The organism is Paenibacillus humicola (assembly GCF_028826105.1).
Taxonomy (GTDB): domain Bacteria; phylum Bacillota; class Bacilli; order Paenibacillales; family Paenibacillaceae; genus Paenibacillus_Z; species Paenibacillus_Z humicola.
The window spans coordinates 1422632-1440030 of the sequence record NZ_JAQGPL010000001.1 but is presented as its reverse complement, the minus strand read 5'-3'; the positions used below and the strand labels follow the sequence as shown (position 1 = coordinate 1440030).

Genomic DNA, 17399 nt, shown 5'->3' with positions numbered 1-17399 from the left:
CCTCCGCCTCCCGAAAACAATTTCAACGCATGCGGATTCGTCAGCTTTTTACCGCTCCCTCCATAATCCCCGCGATAAACTGCCTGCTGACGAGCAGGAACATGACGATCAGAGGAACGGTAGCCATAAGCGTTCCGGTCATTACCATGGAATAATCCGCCGTATGAACTGATTTTAACTGCTGCAGCGCCAACATTAAAGTAAATTTGGAAGAATCGTTCAGCACGATGAGCGGCCACAAATAATCCTCCCACGTGCCCATAAACGTCGTAATGGCCAGAAACGCAAGGGCAGGCCTCAGAATCGGCAGCGCGACCCGCCAATATTGGCCGAATTTGCTGCAGCCGTCGATGCGCGCGGCCTCGAGCAGCTCGTCATGGATGGACAGCGCGTACTGCCGGACCCAGAAAATGCCGAACGCCGTCGCGATGCTCGGCGCGATCAGCGCTTTGTAGCTGCCTACCCAGCCGAACGTTTTCACGATGATGAACTGCGGAACGAGCAGCATTTGCCCCGGGATCATCATCGTCCCGATCAGAAGGAAAAACAGCGCCTTCGAGCCCGGGAACCTGAATTTGGCGAACGTAAATCCCGTCAGCGAGTTGAAAAACAGCTGCAGCGTCGTGCTGACCACGGTGACGAACAGCGTATTCAGGAACGCCCGGATAAAATTGCTGTTCTCCAGCACATGGTTCACGTTCACCAGGAAATAACCGCCGAAGGTCAGCTTCGGAGGAAAAGCGAAGATCGCGCTCGTCTCGTTCGTGGACATGACCGCCAGCCAGTAGAACGGAAAGACGGATAACAAAACGCCGATCAACAAAATCGCGTGCAGCGCGATCCTTTTGGTCTGATTTCCAATGCCCACCCGGTTCACCTCGTTTATCTAATCGTCCGATCGGTTGAAGAACTTCCAGTTGATGATCGACAGCAGGCCGATGATGACGAACAGCACCCACGAAACCGCCGCCGCATAACCGTAATGCTGGTAATTGAAGCCTTCGCGGAACATATAGAGCACGATCGTGTCCGTCCCCGGGTACGGCGACTGGGTTCCGGCCAGCACCTGAGGCTCCGTGAAAATCTGAAACCCTCCGATGGTCGACATCATGACGGTGAACAAAATGATCGGCTTCAGCAGGGGCAGGGAAATCCGGAAAAACGTCTGCGCCGTCGTCGCCCCGTCGATGACCGCCGCTTCGTACAAATCCCGCGGAATGCGCTGCAGGCCGGCCAAATAAATGATGGCGTTATAGCCCATGTACCGCCAACCGATCATCGCCGCGATCGCGGTCCGGGAACCGAAGCTCGAGCTGAACCAGTCGATCCGGGGCAAGCCGATTTTTTGCAGCAGGAAATTGATGAGCCCGTATTCGCTGCCGAACAGCGACTGGAAGATGATGACGACCGCCACCATCGACGTAATGTTCGGCAGAAAATAGGCGATCCGGAAAAAGCCCTTGTATTTCACGATCGTCATGTTGATCAGGAACGCCACCACCAGCGCGCATATGAGCTGGGGAGCGTTGCCCAAAATCCAGAGGGCGATATTGTTCACGAGCGCCTGCCAGAAGGTCGGGTCGGTGAACATGTACGTGAAATTGCCGAAGCCGACGTACGTCATCTCCCCGATGCCGTCCCATTTTTGAACGGAGAGGTACATCGAGAAGAAGATCGGAAACACGGAAAAGATCAGGAACAACAAATAAAACGGCGAAATAAACAGATACAGCGCCCTGCTTTTGTAAATCTCCTTCAATAGGCCTCCCATAGGATTCCTCCGTTAACGGGATGAGGCCGGCCCCGCCCGCCTCATCCGTGGTTTAGTCCCTCGATCAGTGGGAAAGCTGCCGCTGGATTTTCGTCTGCGCGTCTTTCCAGGCCTTCTCCGGATCCTGCTTCTTGTCTACCGCCACAAGCGCGTCGGTGATCGCCGTCCGAACCATGTCGTCACGCGGGTCGACATGCGCCACTTTGACGTCCTTCGCCGCCGCGGCGAATACTTCGCTCAAATCCTGATTGCCGAAAAATTCGTTTTTGTTGACCATTTCCGGCTTCGTATACACTTCCGGCGTCGACGGATAGTTGCCGAATTCCTTGTAAGCCGTCACGAGGTTTTCGGGGCTCACGAGGAATTTAATGACCTCGTACGCTTCCTTCGGGTGCTTCGTCGACTTCAGCGCGCCGAAGAACGAGCCGCCTTGATTGCCTACGCCGCCCGGCGGATACGCGATGTTCCATTTCCCCTTCGTGCCCGGTGCCGCACTTATCAAATCGCCAACGGCCCAGGAGGCGCCGGTAAAGGAAGAAATTTTGCCGTTGTTGATCGCCGCGTTTTTCTCGGTGTCGTTCGTATACGGGAACGTCACGCCCGCTTGATACGCTTTCACCGCCAGATCGTAAGCGCCCTTGACGACCGCTTGATCGCCGATGTAGCTGCCCTTCTCGTCGAAGTAAGCCTGGCTGCTCTGGCCCATGGCGGTATTGAAAATATCGGCGAGGTTGCCCGTGGTCGAGCCGGTCGCGTCCTTCACTTTCTTCAGCACATTCAAGTAATCGTCCCAGGTCTTCACCTGATTGGCGATGTCCGCCGGCGTGCTCGGAACGCCCGCCTTCTGGAACAGGTCCGTACGGTAATACAAGACGACGGGAGCGACGTCGATCGGCAGTCCGATCAAATATTGATCGTCGGGCGTCGCAGCCATTTTCCATTTCCAATCCAGGTACTGGGACTGAATATCCCGCGCTCCCTGATCGTACAGATTCACAAAGTTGTCTTTATACGTCAGCATCGAGGTCACCCAGCTGTCCATGGCGACGATATCCGGTCCGTCCCCGCCGCCGACCAGCGTTGCCTTCAATTTGGTTAAGTAGTCGTCTCCGGACGGAAGCTTCTCCGCCTGCAGGTCGATGTTCGGGAATTTCGTTTTGGCCGCTTCGATGGTGGAATCGGAAATCGCGCCGTTCCAGTACCACAGCTTGAGCGTAATCTTCCCGGCGGTTCCGCCTTGGCCTGCATTTGAACCTTGGTTTGCATTCGAGCTGCCGGCCGAGCCGGTATCGGTCTGCTTATTCGAGCTGCAGGCGGATAAAACAAGCAGGATGCAGACGGCCAGCAAAATGGCGGAAAAACCTTTGGACTTCAATTTCATGGCTTTCGATTCCCCCCGATTGAAAAAATTTTTCGAGAATTCTGATAAAACCGCTTACAGGTCGAAACAATCGGTTCTTTCCCACCGCCCTTCGGCCATTCAAACGCATGCTCTCCTGTTTCTGGTATCGATACCAGAAACGGCTCAAAAAGAAATCTGGTATCGATACCAGATTAAGGGCTAATTCCCTATGGTATCGTTTTCAGATCGATGGATTCAGTATAAACGCATCCTCTTTTTTTGACAACAACATTTTTCCGACGATCGGCGTCAGGTCCTCTCCGGACGTGTAAAAATGGAAAAGGATCGCGCTGCCGAGCGCCCGTTCCGGGTGCTCGGCTCGCGATCCTTTTGTGCCGTCAACTTCCGGCTCCCCGTACTAAGGGAAATCGCCGCTCAACGCCGGTTCGGCGCTTAATAAATCGTCCGGCCGCTCACGTCCTCGATGCCCGACTTGCGCCAGAAGTACGTATTGATGATATCGCGCCACTCCTTCGCGTGCTCCGCCTGCTCGGCCAGCCGCTCGCGCACCCCGGCGTGACGGCCCTCATCCACCTTGCCGCGCAGCGAATCCCATGCCGCAAGCAGGCCGGCCGCCTCCTCGGCGCCTTCGAAATGCGCGTCGTAAATATGCTGGATGACCGTTTTGCCCGACTTCAGCACATGCGTGTACGGCACATGGTGGAAGAAGAGCAGCAGCTCATCCGGGCATTCGGCCAGCGATTCATAGAATCCCGCATGCGGCTCGTGATACTGCGCCGTATAGCCGGTCCCCGTCGCGGCGGTCCGGTCGACGCCGATGCCGCGGCAGTCGGAAAAGTGATACGTTCCCCATTTGGAATATTCATAGCCGTCCACGTTCGGGCCGTAGTGGTGGTTCGGGTTCACCATCCAGCCGACGCCGAGCGGCGCCGTGTAGCTCTCATAGATGCTCCAGGAGCGCAGCAGCATGCCGGCGATGACGTCCTCGGTCTCCTTGTCCGCCGCGAACGTCATGCAAATCCATTCGCGCGCGATCTCCTCCGAGGTCAGCGAAGGATTCCAGGCGAGCCGGCCGAAGCCGTAGAAATTCGCCTGCGCCAGCAGATGGCCGGTCCAGTTCTCGTCGTCCCCGACGTTCGACACCGCCGCAAAGCCGCCGAGCGGCCGGTTAAACAGCGCGCCGCTTGCCGCTTCCGCCACCGTCGAGCCCTCGCCCCTGGCGTGCGTATCGAAGTCGAGCACTTCCTTCCACTGCGGGACGAGGTAGCACAGGTGCTTTTGCTGGCCGGTATATTCCTGCGTAATTTGCAGCTCCAGCACCTGATTCGTCTCCATCAGTCCGCCGAACAGCGGGGAAACCGGCTCGCGCACCTGGAAATCCATCGGTCCGTTCTTGATCTGCAGGATGACATTGGGCATAAACTTCCCGTCAAGCGGCTTGAAGTGATCGTACGCCGCTCTTGCCCGGTCCGTCGACCGGTCGCGCCAGTCCTGCAGGCAGTTGTACACGAAGCAGCGCCAGATGACGATCCCGCCGTGCGGCTCAAGCGCCTCGGCCAGCATGTTCGCTCCGTCGGCATGGTCCCTGCCGTAGGTAAACGGTCCCGGGCGGAACTCCGAATCCGCTTTGACGAGGAAGCCGCCGAAATCCGGGATACAGCGGTAAATGCCGGACGCCGTCTCCCGCCACCATTTCTTCACGTCCGGATCAAGCGGGTCCGCGCTGTCCAATCCGCCGATCTGGATCGGAGCGGCAAAGTTGACGCTCAGGAACAGCCGGATGCCGTAAGCCCGGAACACGTCCGCGATCTGTTTCACCTTCGGCAAATACGCGCCTGTAACGAGCAGCGTTTCGTGTTGATGCACGTTCACGTTATTGATCGAGACGGCGTTCAGGCCGGCCGATGCCAGCAGCCGGGCATAATCGCGGATACGTGTCAGGTCCTCCGTCATTTCATTGTCCCGGTAAAAGAACGATCTGCCGGCGTAGCCCCGTTCGATGCTGCCGTCCATGTTATCCCAGTGGTTTATCATGCGCAGCCCGTTTTTCGGGCTTTCCGTTACCGCCAGCTTATCCGGATCCGCTCCCTGCTGCAGCAGCCGGATGAAATGGAACACTCCGTACAGCGCCCCGCGGTCCGTCTTCCCGGCAATGGCGATGCAGCCTGCGCCGCCGCCGTCCGGCAGCGAGCGAATGACGTATCCCTCTTCGCCGAGCGACTCTACCGTCTGCGGATCCGCGGCGGCATCGACCGCGCCCAGCCCGCCGCCGAACGTCCCGATGGCGACGAAGCGCCTGCCGGACGTCTCACTGCTCACAAGTGGCGCTGTGCCCGTCATGCCTTCCAGCGCCGCCGTCAGCTCCTCTACAGCCGCACGGATGACTTCCGACTGCCCGGCGGCCGTCACGATTTCGCCGCACACGGACGCATACGTATCCCGCAGCTTCCCGTCCTCGAGACGCGCATACCGCAGCCAGCATTCGTAGCCGGTTTCCGCTTGCCATTCCTTCATTCCCTATTCCTCCCTGCGACGAGCAAGGCCGCATTCCATGCGGCCTGTCGTTCAACTCGCTTTTCCTGCTAACTAATATAACTAGTCATACCAAGCTTATTATAAGCCTGGGGAGCCGCCGGTTCAACGGCGGGTTTTCTTATTCAGCGGCAGGGTACACTTTCCAAAGCTGGGCATAGGATAGCCATATATTCTTTTCATGGAGGTTAACGAACGTGTACGTACATTTCAACGACGGTCCGTATCCGGTCTACACGAATGTTCAGCCGGCCGGAAGCGGTCCGCTCCCGAACTATTCCGTATCAGATGCCCTGCTTGCCGGTACCAAAAGAGAAGCGTCCTTGATGGATTTGTACCGCCGATTAGCCGATAAGGCCCCGGACCAAAAGCATAAGGAGCTTATTTTGCAGGCATTGGCGCTCAAAAATATCCATTTCAATCAATTTGCCAGCCTATACCGGGCGCTTACCGGAATCGAGCCGATTTACGAGACCGATCCCATCGCTTTTGACGGCTACGAGGACGGACTGAGAATCGCTCGCGAAGCAGGTCTTGAAGGGTGGGAGCAGTACCGGGGTTACGGCGACCGGATCCCTTATCCGCCGATTCGACAAGTCTTTTTGTACGCATCGAGCGGGGAACAGGAAAATGCGATGCGGCTTGGTTCATTAGACCGCATCGTACTCAAAGACTACGGTCCGGATCCGTTTGTGGTCAATATCGAGGAAGCTGCTGAAACGAACAATACGTACCGCACCGCTTTATGGACGGGGAATCATCTCCAGGTCACCGTTATGAGCATCGGCGTCGGCGACGACATCGGACTCGAGGTTCATCCGGATACGGACCAGTTCATCCGGATTGAAGAGGGGCAGGGGTTCGTTCAGATGGGCGACAGCCGGGACCGGCTCGATTTTCAAGCACAGGCTTATGAAGACTACGCGATCATGATCCCCGCCGGAAAGTGGCATAATGTAACAAACACGGGCAATCAACCGCTTAAGGTTTACGTGATTTATGCGCCGCCCGAGCACCCGCGCGGCACCGTTCATCCCACCAAAGCGGACGCCATGGCTTCCGAAGCCGCTCACTGACTGAAAGTCAAGCCAGAACTTGGCGGCGGCTTCGGGCCGCCGCGGATACGATTGAAGCGACAATCAAGAGGCCGGCCGCCGACGGCCGGCCTTACGCTCGTGCACATGAGGAAAAATTTATGGAATCTTAACTTCGTTCCCGTACCGGCCTCTTTGTATAATTAAGGTGCTTACACCAAAAAAATCAAGGAGTGAAACCGGAATCATGAAGTGGATGAAACGGGCCTCATGGATTTTTCTTGCCATCATCGCCCTAACGGGCACCATAAGTTTTGTGCAGGGCGCGGCGTACGCGGCAAATGAAGGCGGCCCGCTGAAGTCCGCCCAAGCGATCGCATCGAACAGCGGAACGGCAGCCGTTGAAAGGGGCATCATCGGTCACGCCGCGGGCTCGCTTCCGGCCAAGTTCCAGTCCGCGTCCGGCAGCGGCTACAATGTGAATCCCGAGTCGGATGCCGCAGCGGCGGGGGATATGAAAGCCGGAAGCGGTCGGGTTCCGCAGCTTCCGGACGGGACAGGCAAGAAGGTGCTGTTCGACAATACGCACGGCCAAACCGCGGGCGCGGCCGACTGGGTCATCGACGGCGGATTTTCCGACTTCGCGGACGGGCTGCGGGCCGCCGGCTTCACCGTGGATCAGCTCGACCGAACCGTACCGTACACGTTCGGCGAACAGGCCGTGACGTACGACAAGCTAAGGGGTTACGACGTATTCATCATCGGAGAAGCCAATATTCCGTACAAAAAATCCGAGCAGGACGCGATGCTTCAATATGTTCGGAACGGCGGCAGCATTTTCTTCATTGCCGACCATTACAATTCGGATCGCAACAAAAACCGCTGGGACGCTTCCGAAGTGATGAACGGCTACCGCCGCGGCGGATGGGATAACCCGGAGAAAGGCATGTCGGCGGAGGAAGCGGCGTCGCCGGCCATGCAGGGCGTACAGAGCTCCGATTGGCTTGCGGACAACTTCGGCGTCCGCTTCCGCTATAACGCGCTCGGCGACGTCGACAACATGACCGACGTCGTGGCGCCGGATCAGGCGTTCGGCATTACGGCCGGCGTCGGCTCGGTCGCCATGCATGCCGGCTCGACGCTGGCGATTCTCGATTCGGCGAAAGCGAAGGGGATCGTCTACCCGCCGGCAGGCGTGGCGCCCTGGGCGAACGCGGTCGACAGCGGCGTGTATGACGGCGGAGGCCGCGCGGAAGGGCCGTTCGCGGCCGTCGCCAAGGTCGGCGCGGGCAAAGCCGCCTTCATCGGCGACTCCTCGCCGGTCGAAGACGCGACGCCGAAATATTTGCGCGAGGACAACGGCGCGAAGAAAACGACCTACGACGGCTTCAAAGGCGAAGCCGACGATGCGGTTTTCCTTACCCGTACCGTCGAATGGCTTGCCGATCACGAAAGCTACACGAGCCTGAGCGAGGTGCCCGGGCTTCAGCTGGACGCGCCAACCGCCCTCCTGCCGAGCGAAGACCCGACGCAGTCGACCGAGCCGCAGCCCGAGCCGTGGGCCGCGCCGGATCCCGGCTACAAATGGTACGATCCGTCCACCTTCAAGCCCGGCTCGTACGGCTCGACGCAGCAGCCTCCGGTTCAAGCGTTGTACAAGCTCGTGCACCAGAGCGTGCTGCCGAATGCCCAGCCGTTCCAAATCCGCGTCACGACGGACAATCTGCTGCCCGGCCAGACGGTTACGGGTCTCAGAGCGGGCATTTACCTGGACGGCGGGACACAGATCGCCAAATTCCAAAACGATGACGGCTCCTGGCCGTCTGCCTACGGCTACAGCGCGGATTTCTCGCTGACCGCCGACGGCTCCGGCCACGCCTACAAAGATTTGAACGTTCAGATCAATCCGTCCGCGTCCGGTCCGGCCAATCTGCGGCTGAAGGCCGGCAGCAGCAACGCGGTGACCGAAGCGGTGCAGACTGCCGACGTTCCGGCCGAGCCGCTGCCACCGGACCATCCGACGGTGCCGGAAACGGCGCCGATTGCCGCAGCGCGGCAGGCCGCGGACGGCAGTCTGGTTACGGTTGAAGGCGTAGTGACGTCGGAGCCCGGCCTATTCGGCGGCCAAGGCTTCTATCTCCAGGACGATACGGCCGGCATTTACGTCTACCAGACGCAGGCCGGCTTCCATGCCGGGGATTGGGTGACGGTCAGCGCCCTGAAGACGCTTTACAATACGGAGGCGGAGCTCAGCGATCCCGTCGTGCTGGAGAAAACCGGCACCGCCAGCCTGCCCGCACCGGCGGCGGTCCAGTCGATTAGCGACGCTAACCAGGGCGAGCTGGTGCGTCTCGAATCCGTTGTTATCGGGAACTATACGACGACAGCCCCGGCCGGCTCCTTCGAATTCGATGCGGCAGGCGGCGCGGCGTCGACGCATGTGCGGATCGACGGCAGGACGGGAATCGATTACGAAACGTTCCGGAGCGCTTTTCCCGAAGGGAGCCGGGTCAATATAACAGGCATCGCTTCGATTTTCGGCGGCGTTTACCAGCTAAAGCCGCTGGCCTTGGCGGACGTCGCGCCGGCCGACAGCGAAGCGCCGACGACATTCGTGCAGACGAACGGCCCAGCCGGCGAAGGCGTTTATAATCGCGGCAACGTCACGCTGACGTTCACAGCCCGGGATAACCCCGCATCCGGCGGCTCCGGCGTGGCGAGAACGGAATACAGCTTAAACGGCGGCGGTTGGACCGCCGTGCAGGGCCCGGTCACGATTACGGACGAAGGCCGAAACGAGGTCCGATTCCGTTCGGCAGATGCGGCAGGGAACGTCGAAGATGCGCAGTCCGTTCAAATCTGGATCGATAAAACCGCCCCCTCGATCGGCGGTCCGGACGACGCCGCATTCTTGCAGACGGATGCGGAGATCCCCGTGAGCGAAAGCGCGGCGGACGGCTTCAGCGGCGTGCGGACGGTCAGCTATACGCTCGACGGCGCGCCCATCGCTTCGATTGTAGCGATCGACCCGCTTGCGCTGTCCGCCGGACCGCACACGCTCGTCGTGACGGCGGAGGACAACGCCGGCAATACGTCGGCGAAGACGGTCCGCCTGACCGTGGGCATGGATATCGGCCACCTGGACGAGCTGATCGGCATCGGCGAAAGCAAGGGCCGGTTTGCCGATCACGGGGCGGCGCAGAGCCTGCTTGCGAAGGTGAATCAGCTGCAGCATTCGCCGAAAGACGCGGACAGCAGACTCGTCCGTCTGGCGGACAGCATCGGGCGGGACGCCGGCAAACGAATCGATGCCGATTTTGCGCAGCTGTTACTCGGGGATATCGCATATATCCGGAAAACCGGGACCGAATAATCGGCAGCGTCCTGTAACTAATTCGCCCATCGCCCGGCTCTACAGCCGTGCGATGGACGATTGTGTTATCCTGCGATTTCCCGCTGCAAATACCGGACCGGCCTCTATCCGCATCGTTTGAAGTCCGCCGGGTATCCGACGATTCCACAAGTTAAAGCCCGTGCTGCAGCCGTTCAACCGAAACGGTTCGCGCGCCGTGAGTATGCGCGAAGGCATCAAGCGCCTGTTCGACATCGGCCCGAAGACGGTCGTCATATTCGACGCCCGGGTCGATCTGCAGCAATTGAACGGTTAAATGGCTTTGCTTGCCGTCCAGTCTGGGGTCCATGCGGCCGATCAAGCGGTCGCCGGCCAAAATCGGCATCGCATAATACCCGTATTTGCGCTTGACCGCAGGTGTATAAATTTCCCAGCGATATTCGAAATCAAACAGATCTTCAAGCCTTTTGCGGCACCACAGTACATTATCCAGAGGCGGCAGGAAGGAGACCGGCGCCGCTCCTTCCTCATGAACGGCAAGCTCTGCGGCCTCGCTCGCGTGAATGGCAAGTCGGACCTCGTCCGAAGCCAATATATAATAAGGCTGTTTCACGCCTTCGACTTCGACGGGCAGCACTTCTCCGGCCTGCACATAACGGTCGACCGCTTCCCTGCGCGCCTTGGCATTTAAACGCTGCCAGCCGAAACGCGGATCGCCCGGCTCGAATACCCGGTAAGCGCGAAAATATTTGCGCATCAGCGAATCCAGCGCCTCCTCCGGCGCGATACATTCGGCCGCCAGCCGAAGCTCCTCCGGCACGCTGCGCCGGGTGAGATCGAACAGGCGATGATTGCCCGCTCTGCCGACGATTCGGATCTCGGCGGCATCCGTCAACAGGTTCAGCGCATGGGACGTCGCTTTCGTTCTCGCGCCCGCGTTGTCCCAGTAGCCGTGTACCCGCTCATCGGATACGAACGATTTGGCCGGAAGCGGCCCTTCCTGTTCCAGCTTCTCCAGCACTTGGTCCACAACCGGCCGGAGCTCATCAAGCTGCGGCTTGATTTGCTGCCGCATCCGTTCGCGGACCGGTTCGAATATCGGATAGTCCGCCATCGGAATCGCACATGCCGCATTCGCGAAGTATTCGAAAACCTCGCGCTCCCGAAGCAGCTCGTTCAGAATGGCGGGCTCATAGCCGTTCAATCTGGCCGACAGCGCCAAATGCTGGTTCGGACACACCGCGGAAACCGGGTCAATTTGAACGCATTCCAGCCGCCCGATCGCTTCCCGGACGCACGCTTTCATCCCTTTTCCGTCGTCCGCGCTTTCTCCCCGGGGGCTGAGCAGGAGCTGCTTTTCCAACAACAACCGGCGAAGCGCCCGCTTCGTCGTCCGTATCGCTTTCATCCCTAACCTCCAAAGCTATTTCGGATTGCATACCATATTTAATTGCTGCAAATGGGACTGCCGATGATTGACGGCCTCAACGGGCCCCGCAAAATGGCGGATTCGTTCCGTCCAATCGATAGGGTACGGAATAAAGGCGGTTTTGCCGCCGCCAGCCGGTCTTCATCCATCGTTCATCCCTCCCTCTCCAATTGTAGCATTCCAACCTTTCGAACGGCGCGCGAAATATCGGCAGCGGGCACGGATTCGAGGCAGCTCGTCGTGAATGAAGCCCGGTCCAAAGCCGGGCACGCGTTCGGCACCATCTCTACCGGCCATACGGCGGTAACAGCCACTCTAGCCGTGACGAAGATTAGGCCATGATGCGAAATCTCTCGGCTTATAAGAAAAAAAGCGGCTTTCGTCCTGAATCCCGTGGACTGAAGCCGCTGCATGTATGATTGTAAAATGGTAATGCCGTATTCCCGCCTGCCTGTCCGTATTACTTGGAATTCGGACCGTATTTACGGTGCGGTTTGGGAAATCCGCAGGACGTGCCGTCTTTGTGCACCACTTCCTCTTCCCAGGGCAAGCGATACTGCCCCTTTACCAGATCCTGCATATACGTATAAGGACAGTCCCCCGCACCGCCTTCTACCGCGACATAACCGCGGTGCCCGAATTGGTAAATATTGTTTTCCACTCCCCATATGCGGCGTGCCTCGCGAACGAGCTGGGGACGCAATTCGGCGGTAATGATCTCATCCGGCCTTCCGCTGCCCATGACCAAAGGAACGCCGTCGAAGTTTACGAACATGCCTTCGCCCATGGAATCGAACGTGCCGTCCGAGCCGCTCATGCAAACGGAAGCCGTATACATTAAATTGCAAAAAGCATTCGCCTGATTGGTGATGTGCCAGGAGTGGCGGATCGGAGCCGTATACCCGGCCGTACGAATCATAATATCCGCGCCTTTATAGGCGCATTCCCTGGCCATTTCGGGGAACATGCCGTCATGGCATATAATGAGCGCAAGCTTGCTTCCGTTTGGCCCGTCGCAAACCGGTATGCCGACATCGCCGGGCTCCCATGGTTCAACGGGAATCCATGGATGCAGCTTGCGGTAATAGAGCTGCACTTCTCCGCGATCGTCCAAAATAATCCCCGTATTATACGGGTTTCCGTTCGGGTTATATTCCATAATCGAAAAACAGCCCCAAATCCGATGCGTTCGGCACGCTTCCCGGAATGCTTCCACCTCCGGCCCGTCCATCCTGCACATGATCTCGGGATTCATATCCATGGACAACCCGTGCAGGGAATATTCAGGAAAAACAACAAGGTCCATCGTGGACATATTGCGCCGCGCTTTGCCTACCATTTCGCAAATCCGCTTTGTCTGAGCGGAAAGGTCCGCTTTGGTCTTCACATCGGGCAGCTGCAGCTGAACCAATCCGATTACGACCCCATCCGGCGATTTGTTTAAGCCTCCAAGTCCACTCATCTCTAAAATCCTCCTTTTCGTAACCGAAACACGTCTTGCTTACGGCGCCGTTCCGCTTCAACTATACCACTTCCATACTAAAAAGACGGCATCGAAACGCGTATCGCCTTCATGATTTCCGGCGCGCCGGGAGTGTCGCTATGGACGCAGATCGAGCCGATGCCGGCGTAGTCCGGGTCCGTCAGCATTGCGGTTACACGCAAGGCGATGTCCGCCGGCGATCCGATCTCTTCATGCGTCCACCCGAACATCTTCACCTCTCCGGACGCATACGGCCTGTCGGCGAAATATTCGCCAACCACGCGAATGCCGAGACGCGACGCGCTCGCCGCCGTATGGCACCCGGGCAAAGTGTACACGCAAAGCGAAGGATTAAAGGCATGGACGGCTTCGGCGAAGGCGTCGGATAGCGCCTCGTCCTCGGACGCCATCATATAGAGGGCGCCGTGGAGCTTCACATGCTCAAGCGTCATCCCTTCCGCGCGAAGGAAGGCTTCGATCGCCCCAAGCTGATAGAGCGAAATGTCATGAATTTCTTCCGGCGATATCTGCATATACCTTCGACCGAAGCCGACCCGGTCGGGCAGTCCGATATGCGCGCCTACCCGAACGCCGTGACGCTTGGCAAGAGCAACCGTCTCGCGCATGACGCGAGGGTCGCCTCCGTGGAAGCCGCAGGCGATATTGGCGGAGGTGATCAGCGGCATCATCTCTTGGTCGGCCCCGTACCGGTAAACGCCGAAGCTCTCCCCCATATCGCAGTTCAAATCCATTGCGGCGCTCACAATACCGGTTCTTTTCTAGGCGGCTGCTGCCGCTCGTAATCGTAGGCGAACCGGAGAAGCTCCGCTTCCGCGAACGGCTTGCCGACCAATTCGAAGCCAACGGGGAGATGACCGGCGAATCCCGCCGGAACGGACATCGCCGGAAGCCCGGACTGCGAAGCAATGACCGTATTCGTCGGAAAGGTCAGGCATGTCCACTTCCGGGTATACAGCTCCTCGCGCGTCGGCGGCAGCACTTGGACGGTCGGATAAAGCAGGAAATCCACTTCGTTGTCCAGCATCAGATGGACGATCGCGCGCCGGAACTCCTCTTGGCGCACACGCATGCGGTAATAATGCTCGTCGCTTGCCGGGTCCTCCGGCCCCCCGTCGATATCGTGGAACAGGTCGTTCATCGGGTGAAACAGCTGCCCGTCGTAGATTTCCTTGAAGCTTTGAACCGGTGCATTCGGACGGTTCGACAAGAACCGGTTGATGTCCTTTTTCGACTGCATCGTGTAAAGGGACGTATCCTTGATCCAATCGCTCAAATCCGGGATTTCCAAGCCTTCCGCGACCGCAACGCCCTGCGCTTTCAGCCAAGCGACGACTGCACGAATCCGTTCGTTCACGGGCGCGCAATCCGGATCATGGTCGGGACCGAACGCGCTGGCGAGAACTCCGACGCGATACTGCCGCATGCCGGCTCCTTCGAGCGAGGATTCATACCGCCCCGCGTCGGAGGTGTAAGCCGCTGCCGTCGTAAACGCGTCGTCCCGGTCGAAGCCGGCGAGAACATCCATCAGCTTCGCGGCATCCCGAACCGTTCGGGTAATCGGACCGGCCGTATCCTGGAAATGAACGAGCGGGGAAAAGCCGTTCCGGCTTATTAAGCCAGTCGTGGGACGAAGGCCGTATAAATGATTAAAGGATGAAGGCAGTCGAATCGAGCCGCCCGTATCCTCTCCGATCCCGATCAAGCCGAAATTCGCGGCGATGCCGGCGCTGGTGCCGGCGCTCGAGCCGCCGGCTTCGCGGTCAGGATCGTAAGGATTTTTCGTATGATCCGTTACGGAGGAGAACGAAAACCATCCGGCCGCAAAATCGCACATGCTGGTCTTCGCCAAAACGAACGCGCCGGCTTCTTTCAATCGCCTGACGAGCGAAGCGTCCTGCTCCGGGACGTATTCCGCGAACGCGATCGATCCGAACGTCGTGCGGATGCCTGCCGTTTCGGCCTGATCCTTCACGAGTACGGGCACTCCGTGAAGCGGGCCTTTAAGCTCCCCTGTCTCCTCGAAATAGGCATCCAGTGCCTGCGCTTCTTCCAGCGCCCGGGGATTTACCGTTACGATCGCTTGTATGCGAGGCCCCTGATTGTTGAGCGCCTCGATTCGTTCCAGATACCAGCTTGCCAGCTCGGCACCGGTGACGGTTTTTGCCTTCAACGCTTCGTGGAACGATTGAACGGTGGCTTCCATGAATGTAAACGAGCTCAATCTACCAACTCCCCTGTCGATGTCAATTACGTGTCGGGTATGCTAGAATGTCAGTACTGAATCTTCTTGGCGGGAGAGACGCGTTGGCAGACGCGCCTCTCGCCTCCTCCGTTATCTTTTTGCCGCTACCGATTTAGGCGCGGCGACGGACGCTTTCTTGGAAATCAGCCAATACGAAACGGCGGATACGACGATTCCGCAAACTGCGGTGGACATACCGGGGAGCTGGTAATTGACGACCAGCGCGACAGCGGACCCGATTCCCCACGCAAGGAACGGCTGGTAACGAACATCGGCGTCGATGGCAGTCGACGACCTGCGGGTAACCAGCTGATCGATGATGATAATGGTACCGATCGGGGGCACGATCACGCCAAGAAGATTCAGCCAGTTCACGAAGAAATTCCAGATGCCGAGCACGGCGGCCAATATCCCGATAATGCCAAGGATGATCGTCATCGTGCGCATTTTGGTCCCCGTAATATGCGACCAGCCGACGGCTCCGTTATACAGGCAGTGCGAGCAGACCGAACCGAGATTCACGAAAAGGAACAGCACCGCGATCCAGGCCATCACCCCGCCTTTCTCGACGATGATGCCGAATACATCGCCTGAACCGGTCGTCGTCGCCGCTGCAATGACACCTCCGACGAGCATGGCGATCAGGTTCGCTACGGGGAATGCGGCGAACGTCGCGATCACGGCGTGCTTCCGATTTTTCGCCCAGCGGGTAAAATCGGCCGTCATCGTGCCGGAATCGGCGAATAAAGCGAAGACGAGCGTGACGGCGACCCAAAACGCCAGCGGAGTATTCGGATTGCCGGCATAGCTCGCAATGGCTTTGCCGTTCCCCAGCGCCTCCACGGTCGAGTAAATGCCAAGAATGAGGAACAGCGGCGCCGATATGATTCCGATAATGGACAACGCTTTAATTCCAAGCAGCGTGAGCAGCAGGTACAAAACGCCCGCCAGCACCACAATGAACACTTGACTGACGTTGAAGGCGCCGCTCATACTGACGCCGGTTAACCCCGTCTGCACGGCGAACCATCCGATGACGAGCGTAGAAAGCAGCGCCGAAGAAACGATGTACCCTTTCCGCCCAAACGTCTTCGAGGCTTGCAGCGAGAAATTATTCCCGTCCTTCGCCCCGATGACGCTCAATAATGCGACATAAGCGAACAGCAAAATGTTGCCGAGAACCACCGCAAGAATACCGCGTGTAAACCCGAGCCCGTTTACGACCGTAGCGCCGGTAACCGCACCGGTAATGATCATCGGAAAGCCCACCCAAATGGACGTGACGGACATCAATGATTTCCGTTTATCAAGGGGAACCGAAGAATGCTCGTACTCGCTCTCAAAAAGCTCATTTTGACTCATGACGTACCCACCTCCGCTTTTTTTACCGCCTATTGCACATCAAACCCCGCTTGCTCTTGAGCTTCATGTCATGGCGCTCACCTCTTTTACGGAATTTTATTCGGGTTTGGACAAAGCCTTGGAAACGACGTCGCAGGTATAATTCAGATGGTCGGTAATTTTGTTCACAAGCAAGGGCAGATCGCGCTGCCGTATAATCGCCAAAATTTCGCGGTGCTGAACCTGTGCCTCCTGAAAATCCGCCACCGTTGACGAATAGATCGTCATGTAAGGCTCCACTTTATCCCATACATTTTTGATCAGCTCAAGCAGATGGGAGGATTTCGAGCATTCGTAAAATCGCAGGTGAAAAAGCTTGTTCAGCTTTCGCCATTCCTTCACATCGATGTTCGGGTTCGCCATCGTTTCGAGGATCTCTTCCAGCACGCCGATGTCGTCGTTTGTGATCCTCTCGAGAGACCAGCCCGCAGCGAGGACCTCCAATTGCCGTCGAATCGCGAAAATTTGTTTGACTTCCTCAACCGAAAGCTCGTTCACGGTGACGCTCCGGCGTTCGAATCGAATGAAGCCTTCCGCTTGCAGCTTGCGCAAAGCCTCCCGCACCGGCATTGTACTGACACCGAACGACGCGGCCAGCGTACGAATCGAAATTTTTTTCCCGGGCGGAATCGCCCCCAAAGTAATGCGCTGTCTCAGGCGTTCGTACACCTCGTCGTTCACCGACGATACTTCAATCAGGTCGCTCAATCTTCCACCTCAAAAAATGTGATATGTGATCACAACTAAGATATAGGGCCATTATGGCAAGTT

The 17399-nt window shown here is 58.0% G+C and carries 12 protein-coding genes; 2 read left to right on the top strand and 10 right to left on the bottom strand.

Annotation, left to right across the window (positions count from 1 at the left end):
• Window positions 1-40: 40 nt before the first annotated feature.
• From PD282_RS06765 to PD282_RS06750, 4 genes are all read right to left on the bottom strand, one after another.
• Complete coding sequence (locus PD282_RS06765) at window positions 41-868, bottom strand: carbohydrate ABC transporter permease (RefSeq protein WP_274649586.1); 828 nt, start codon at window positions 866-868, stop codon at window positions 41-43.
• Between the two features lie 18 nt (window positions 869-886).
• Entirely contained in the window at window positions 887-1771 is an 885-nt protein-coding gene (locus PD282_RS06760; RefSeq protein WP_274649585.1) for a carbohydrate ABC transporter permease, read from the bottom strand.
• Window positions 1772-1835: 64 nt separating this feature from the next.
• Window positions 1836-3152: an ABC transporter substrate-binding protein gene (locus PD282_RS06755; RefSeq protein WP_274649584.1), complete on the bottom strand. Its 1317-nt coding sequence runs from the start codon at window positions 3150-3152 to the stop codon at window positions 1836-1838.
• Between the two features lie 414 nt (window positions 3153-3566).
• The gene (locus tag PD282_RS06750) at window positions 3567-5648 is read right to left on the bottom strand and encodes an alpha-glucuronidase family glycosyl hydrolase (protein WP_274649583.1); all 2082 of its coding nucleotides are present in this window, start codon (window positions 5646-5648) and stop codon (window positions 3567-3569) included.
• 215 nt (window positions 5649-5863) lie between these two features.
• On the opposite strand from PD282_RS06750, the gene PD282_RS06745 reads away from it, so the two are divergent.
• Together PD282_RS06745 and PD282_RS06740 are read left to right on the top strand one after the other, a co-directional pair.
• Window positions 5864-6742 (top strand): cupin domain-containing protein, encoded by an 879-nt coding sequence (locus tag PD282_RS06745; protein ID WP_274649582.1) that lies wholly within the window; start codon window positions 5864-5866, stop codon window positions 6740-6742.
• A gap of 205 nt (window positions 6743-6947) precedes the next feature.
• On the top strand, window positions 6948-10073 hold the full coding sequence (locus PD282_RS06740; protein ID WP_274649581.1) for an OmpL47-type beta-barrel domain-containing protein: 3126 nt from the start codon (window positions 6948-6950) through the stop codon (window positions 10071-10073).
• Window positions 10074-10224: 151 nt separating this feature from the next.
• Here the strand turns inward: PD282_RS06740 and PD282_RS06735 are convergent, their stop codons facing one another.
• From PD282_RS06735 to PD282_RS06710, 6 genes are all read right to left on the bottom strand, one after another.
• A complete protein-coding gene (locus tag PD282_RS06735; protein ID WP_274649580.1) occupies window positions 10225-11460 on the bottom strand; it encodes a winged helix-turn-helix domain-containing protein in 1236 nt (411 codons plus the stop codon).
• A 481-nt stretch (window positions 11461-11941) separates the two neighbouring features.
• Window positions 11942-12943 (bottom strand): formamidase, encoded by a 1002-nt coding sequence (locus PD282_RS06730; protein WP_274649579.1) that lies wholly within the window; start codon window positions 12941-12943, stop codon window positions 11942-11944.
• 77 nt (window positions 12944-13020) lie between these two features.
• Window positions 13021-13728 (bottom strand): 5-oxoprolinase subunit PxpA, encoded by a 708-nt coding sequence (locus PD282_RS06725; RefSeq protein ID WP_274649578.1) that lies wholly within the window; start codon window positions 13726-13728, stop codon window positions 13021-13023.
• Window positions 13725-15206 (bottom strand): amidase, encoded by a 1482-nt coding sequence (locus PD282_RS06720; RefSeq protein WP_274649577.1) that lies wholly within the window; start codon window positions 15204-15206, stop codon window positions 13725-13727. Before PD282_RS06720 ends, PD282_RS06725 begins: the two co-directional genes overlap by 4 nt.
• A gap of 111 nt (window positions 15207-15317) precedes the next feature.
• Entirely contained in the window at window positions 15318-16589 is a 1272-nt protein-coding gene (locus tag PD282_RS06715) for a cytosine permease (RefSeq protein ID WP_274649576.1), read from the bottom strand.
• A gap of 96 nt (window positions 16590-16685) precedes the next feature.
• A complete protein-coding gene (locus PD282_RS06710) occupies window positions 16686-17336 on the bottom strand; it encodes a GntR family transcriptional regulator (RefSeq protein ID WP_274649575.1) in 651 nt (216 codons plus the stop codon).
• Between the last annotated feature and the right edge of the window lie 63 nt (window positions 17337-17399).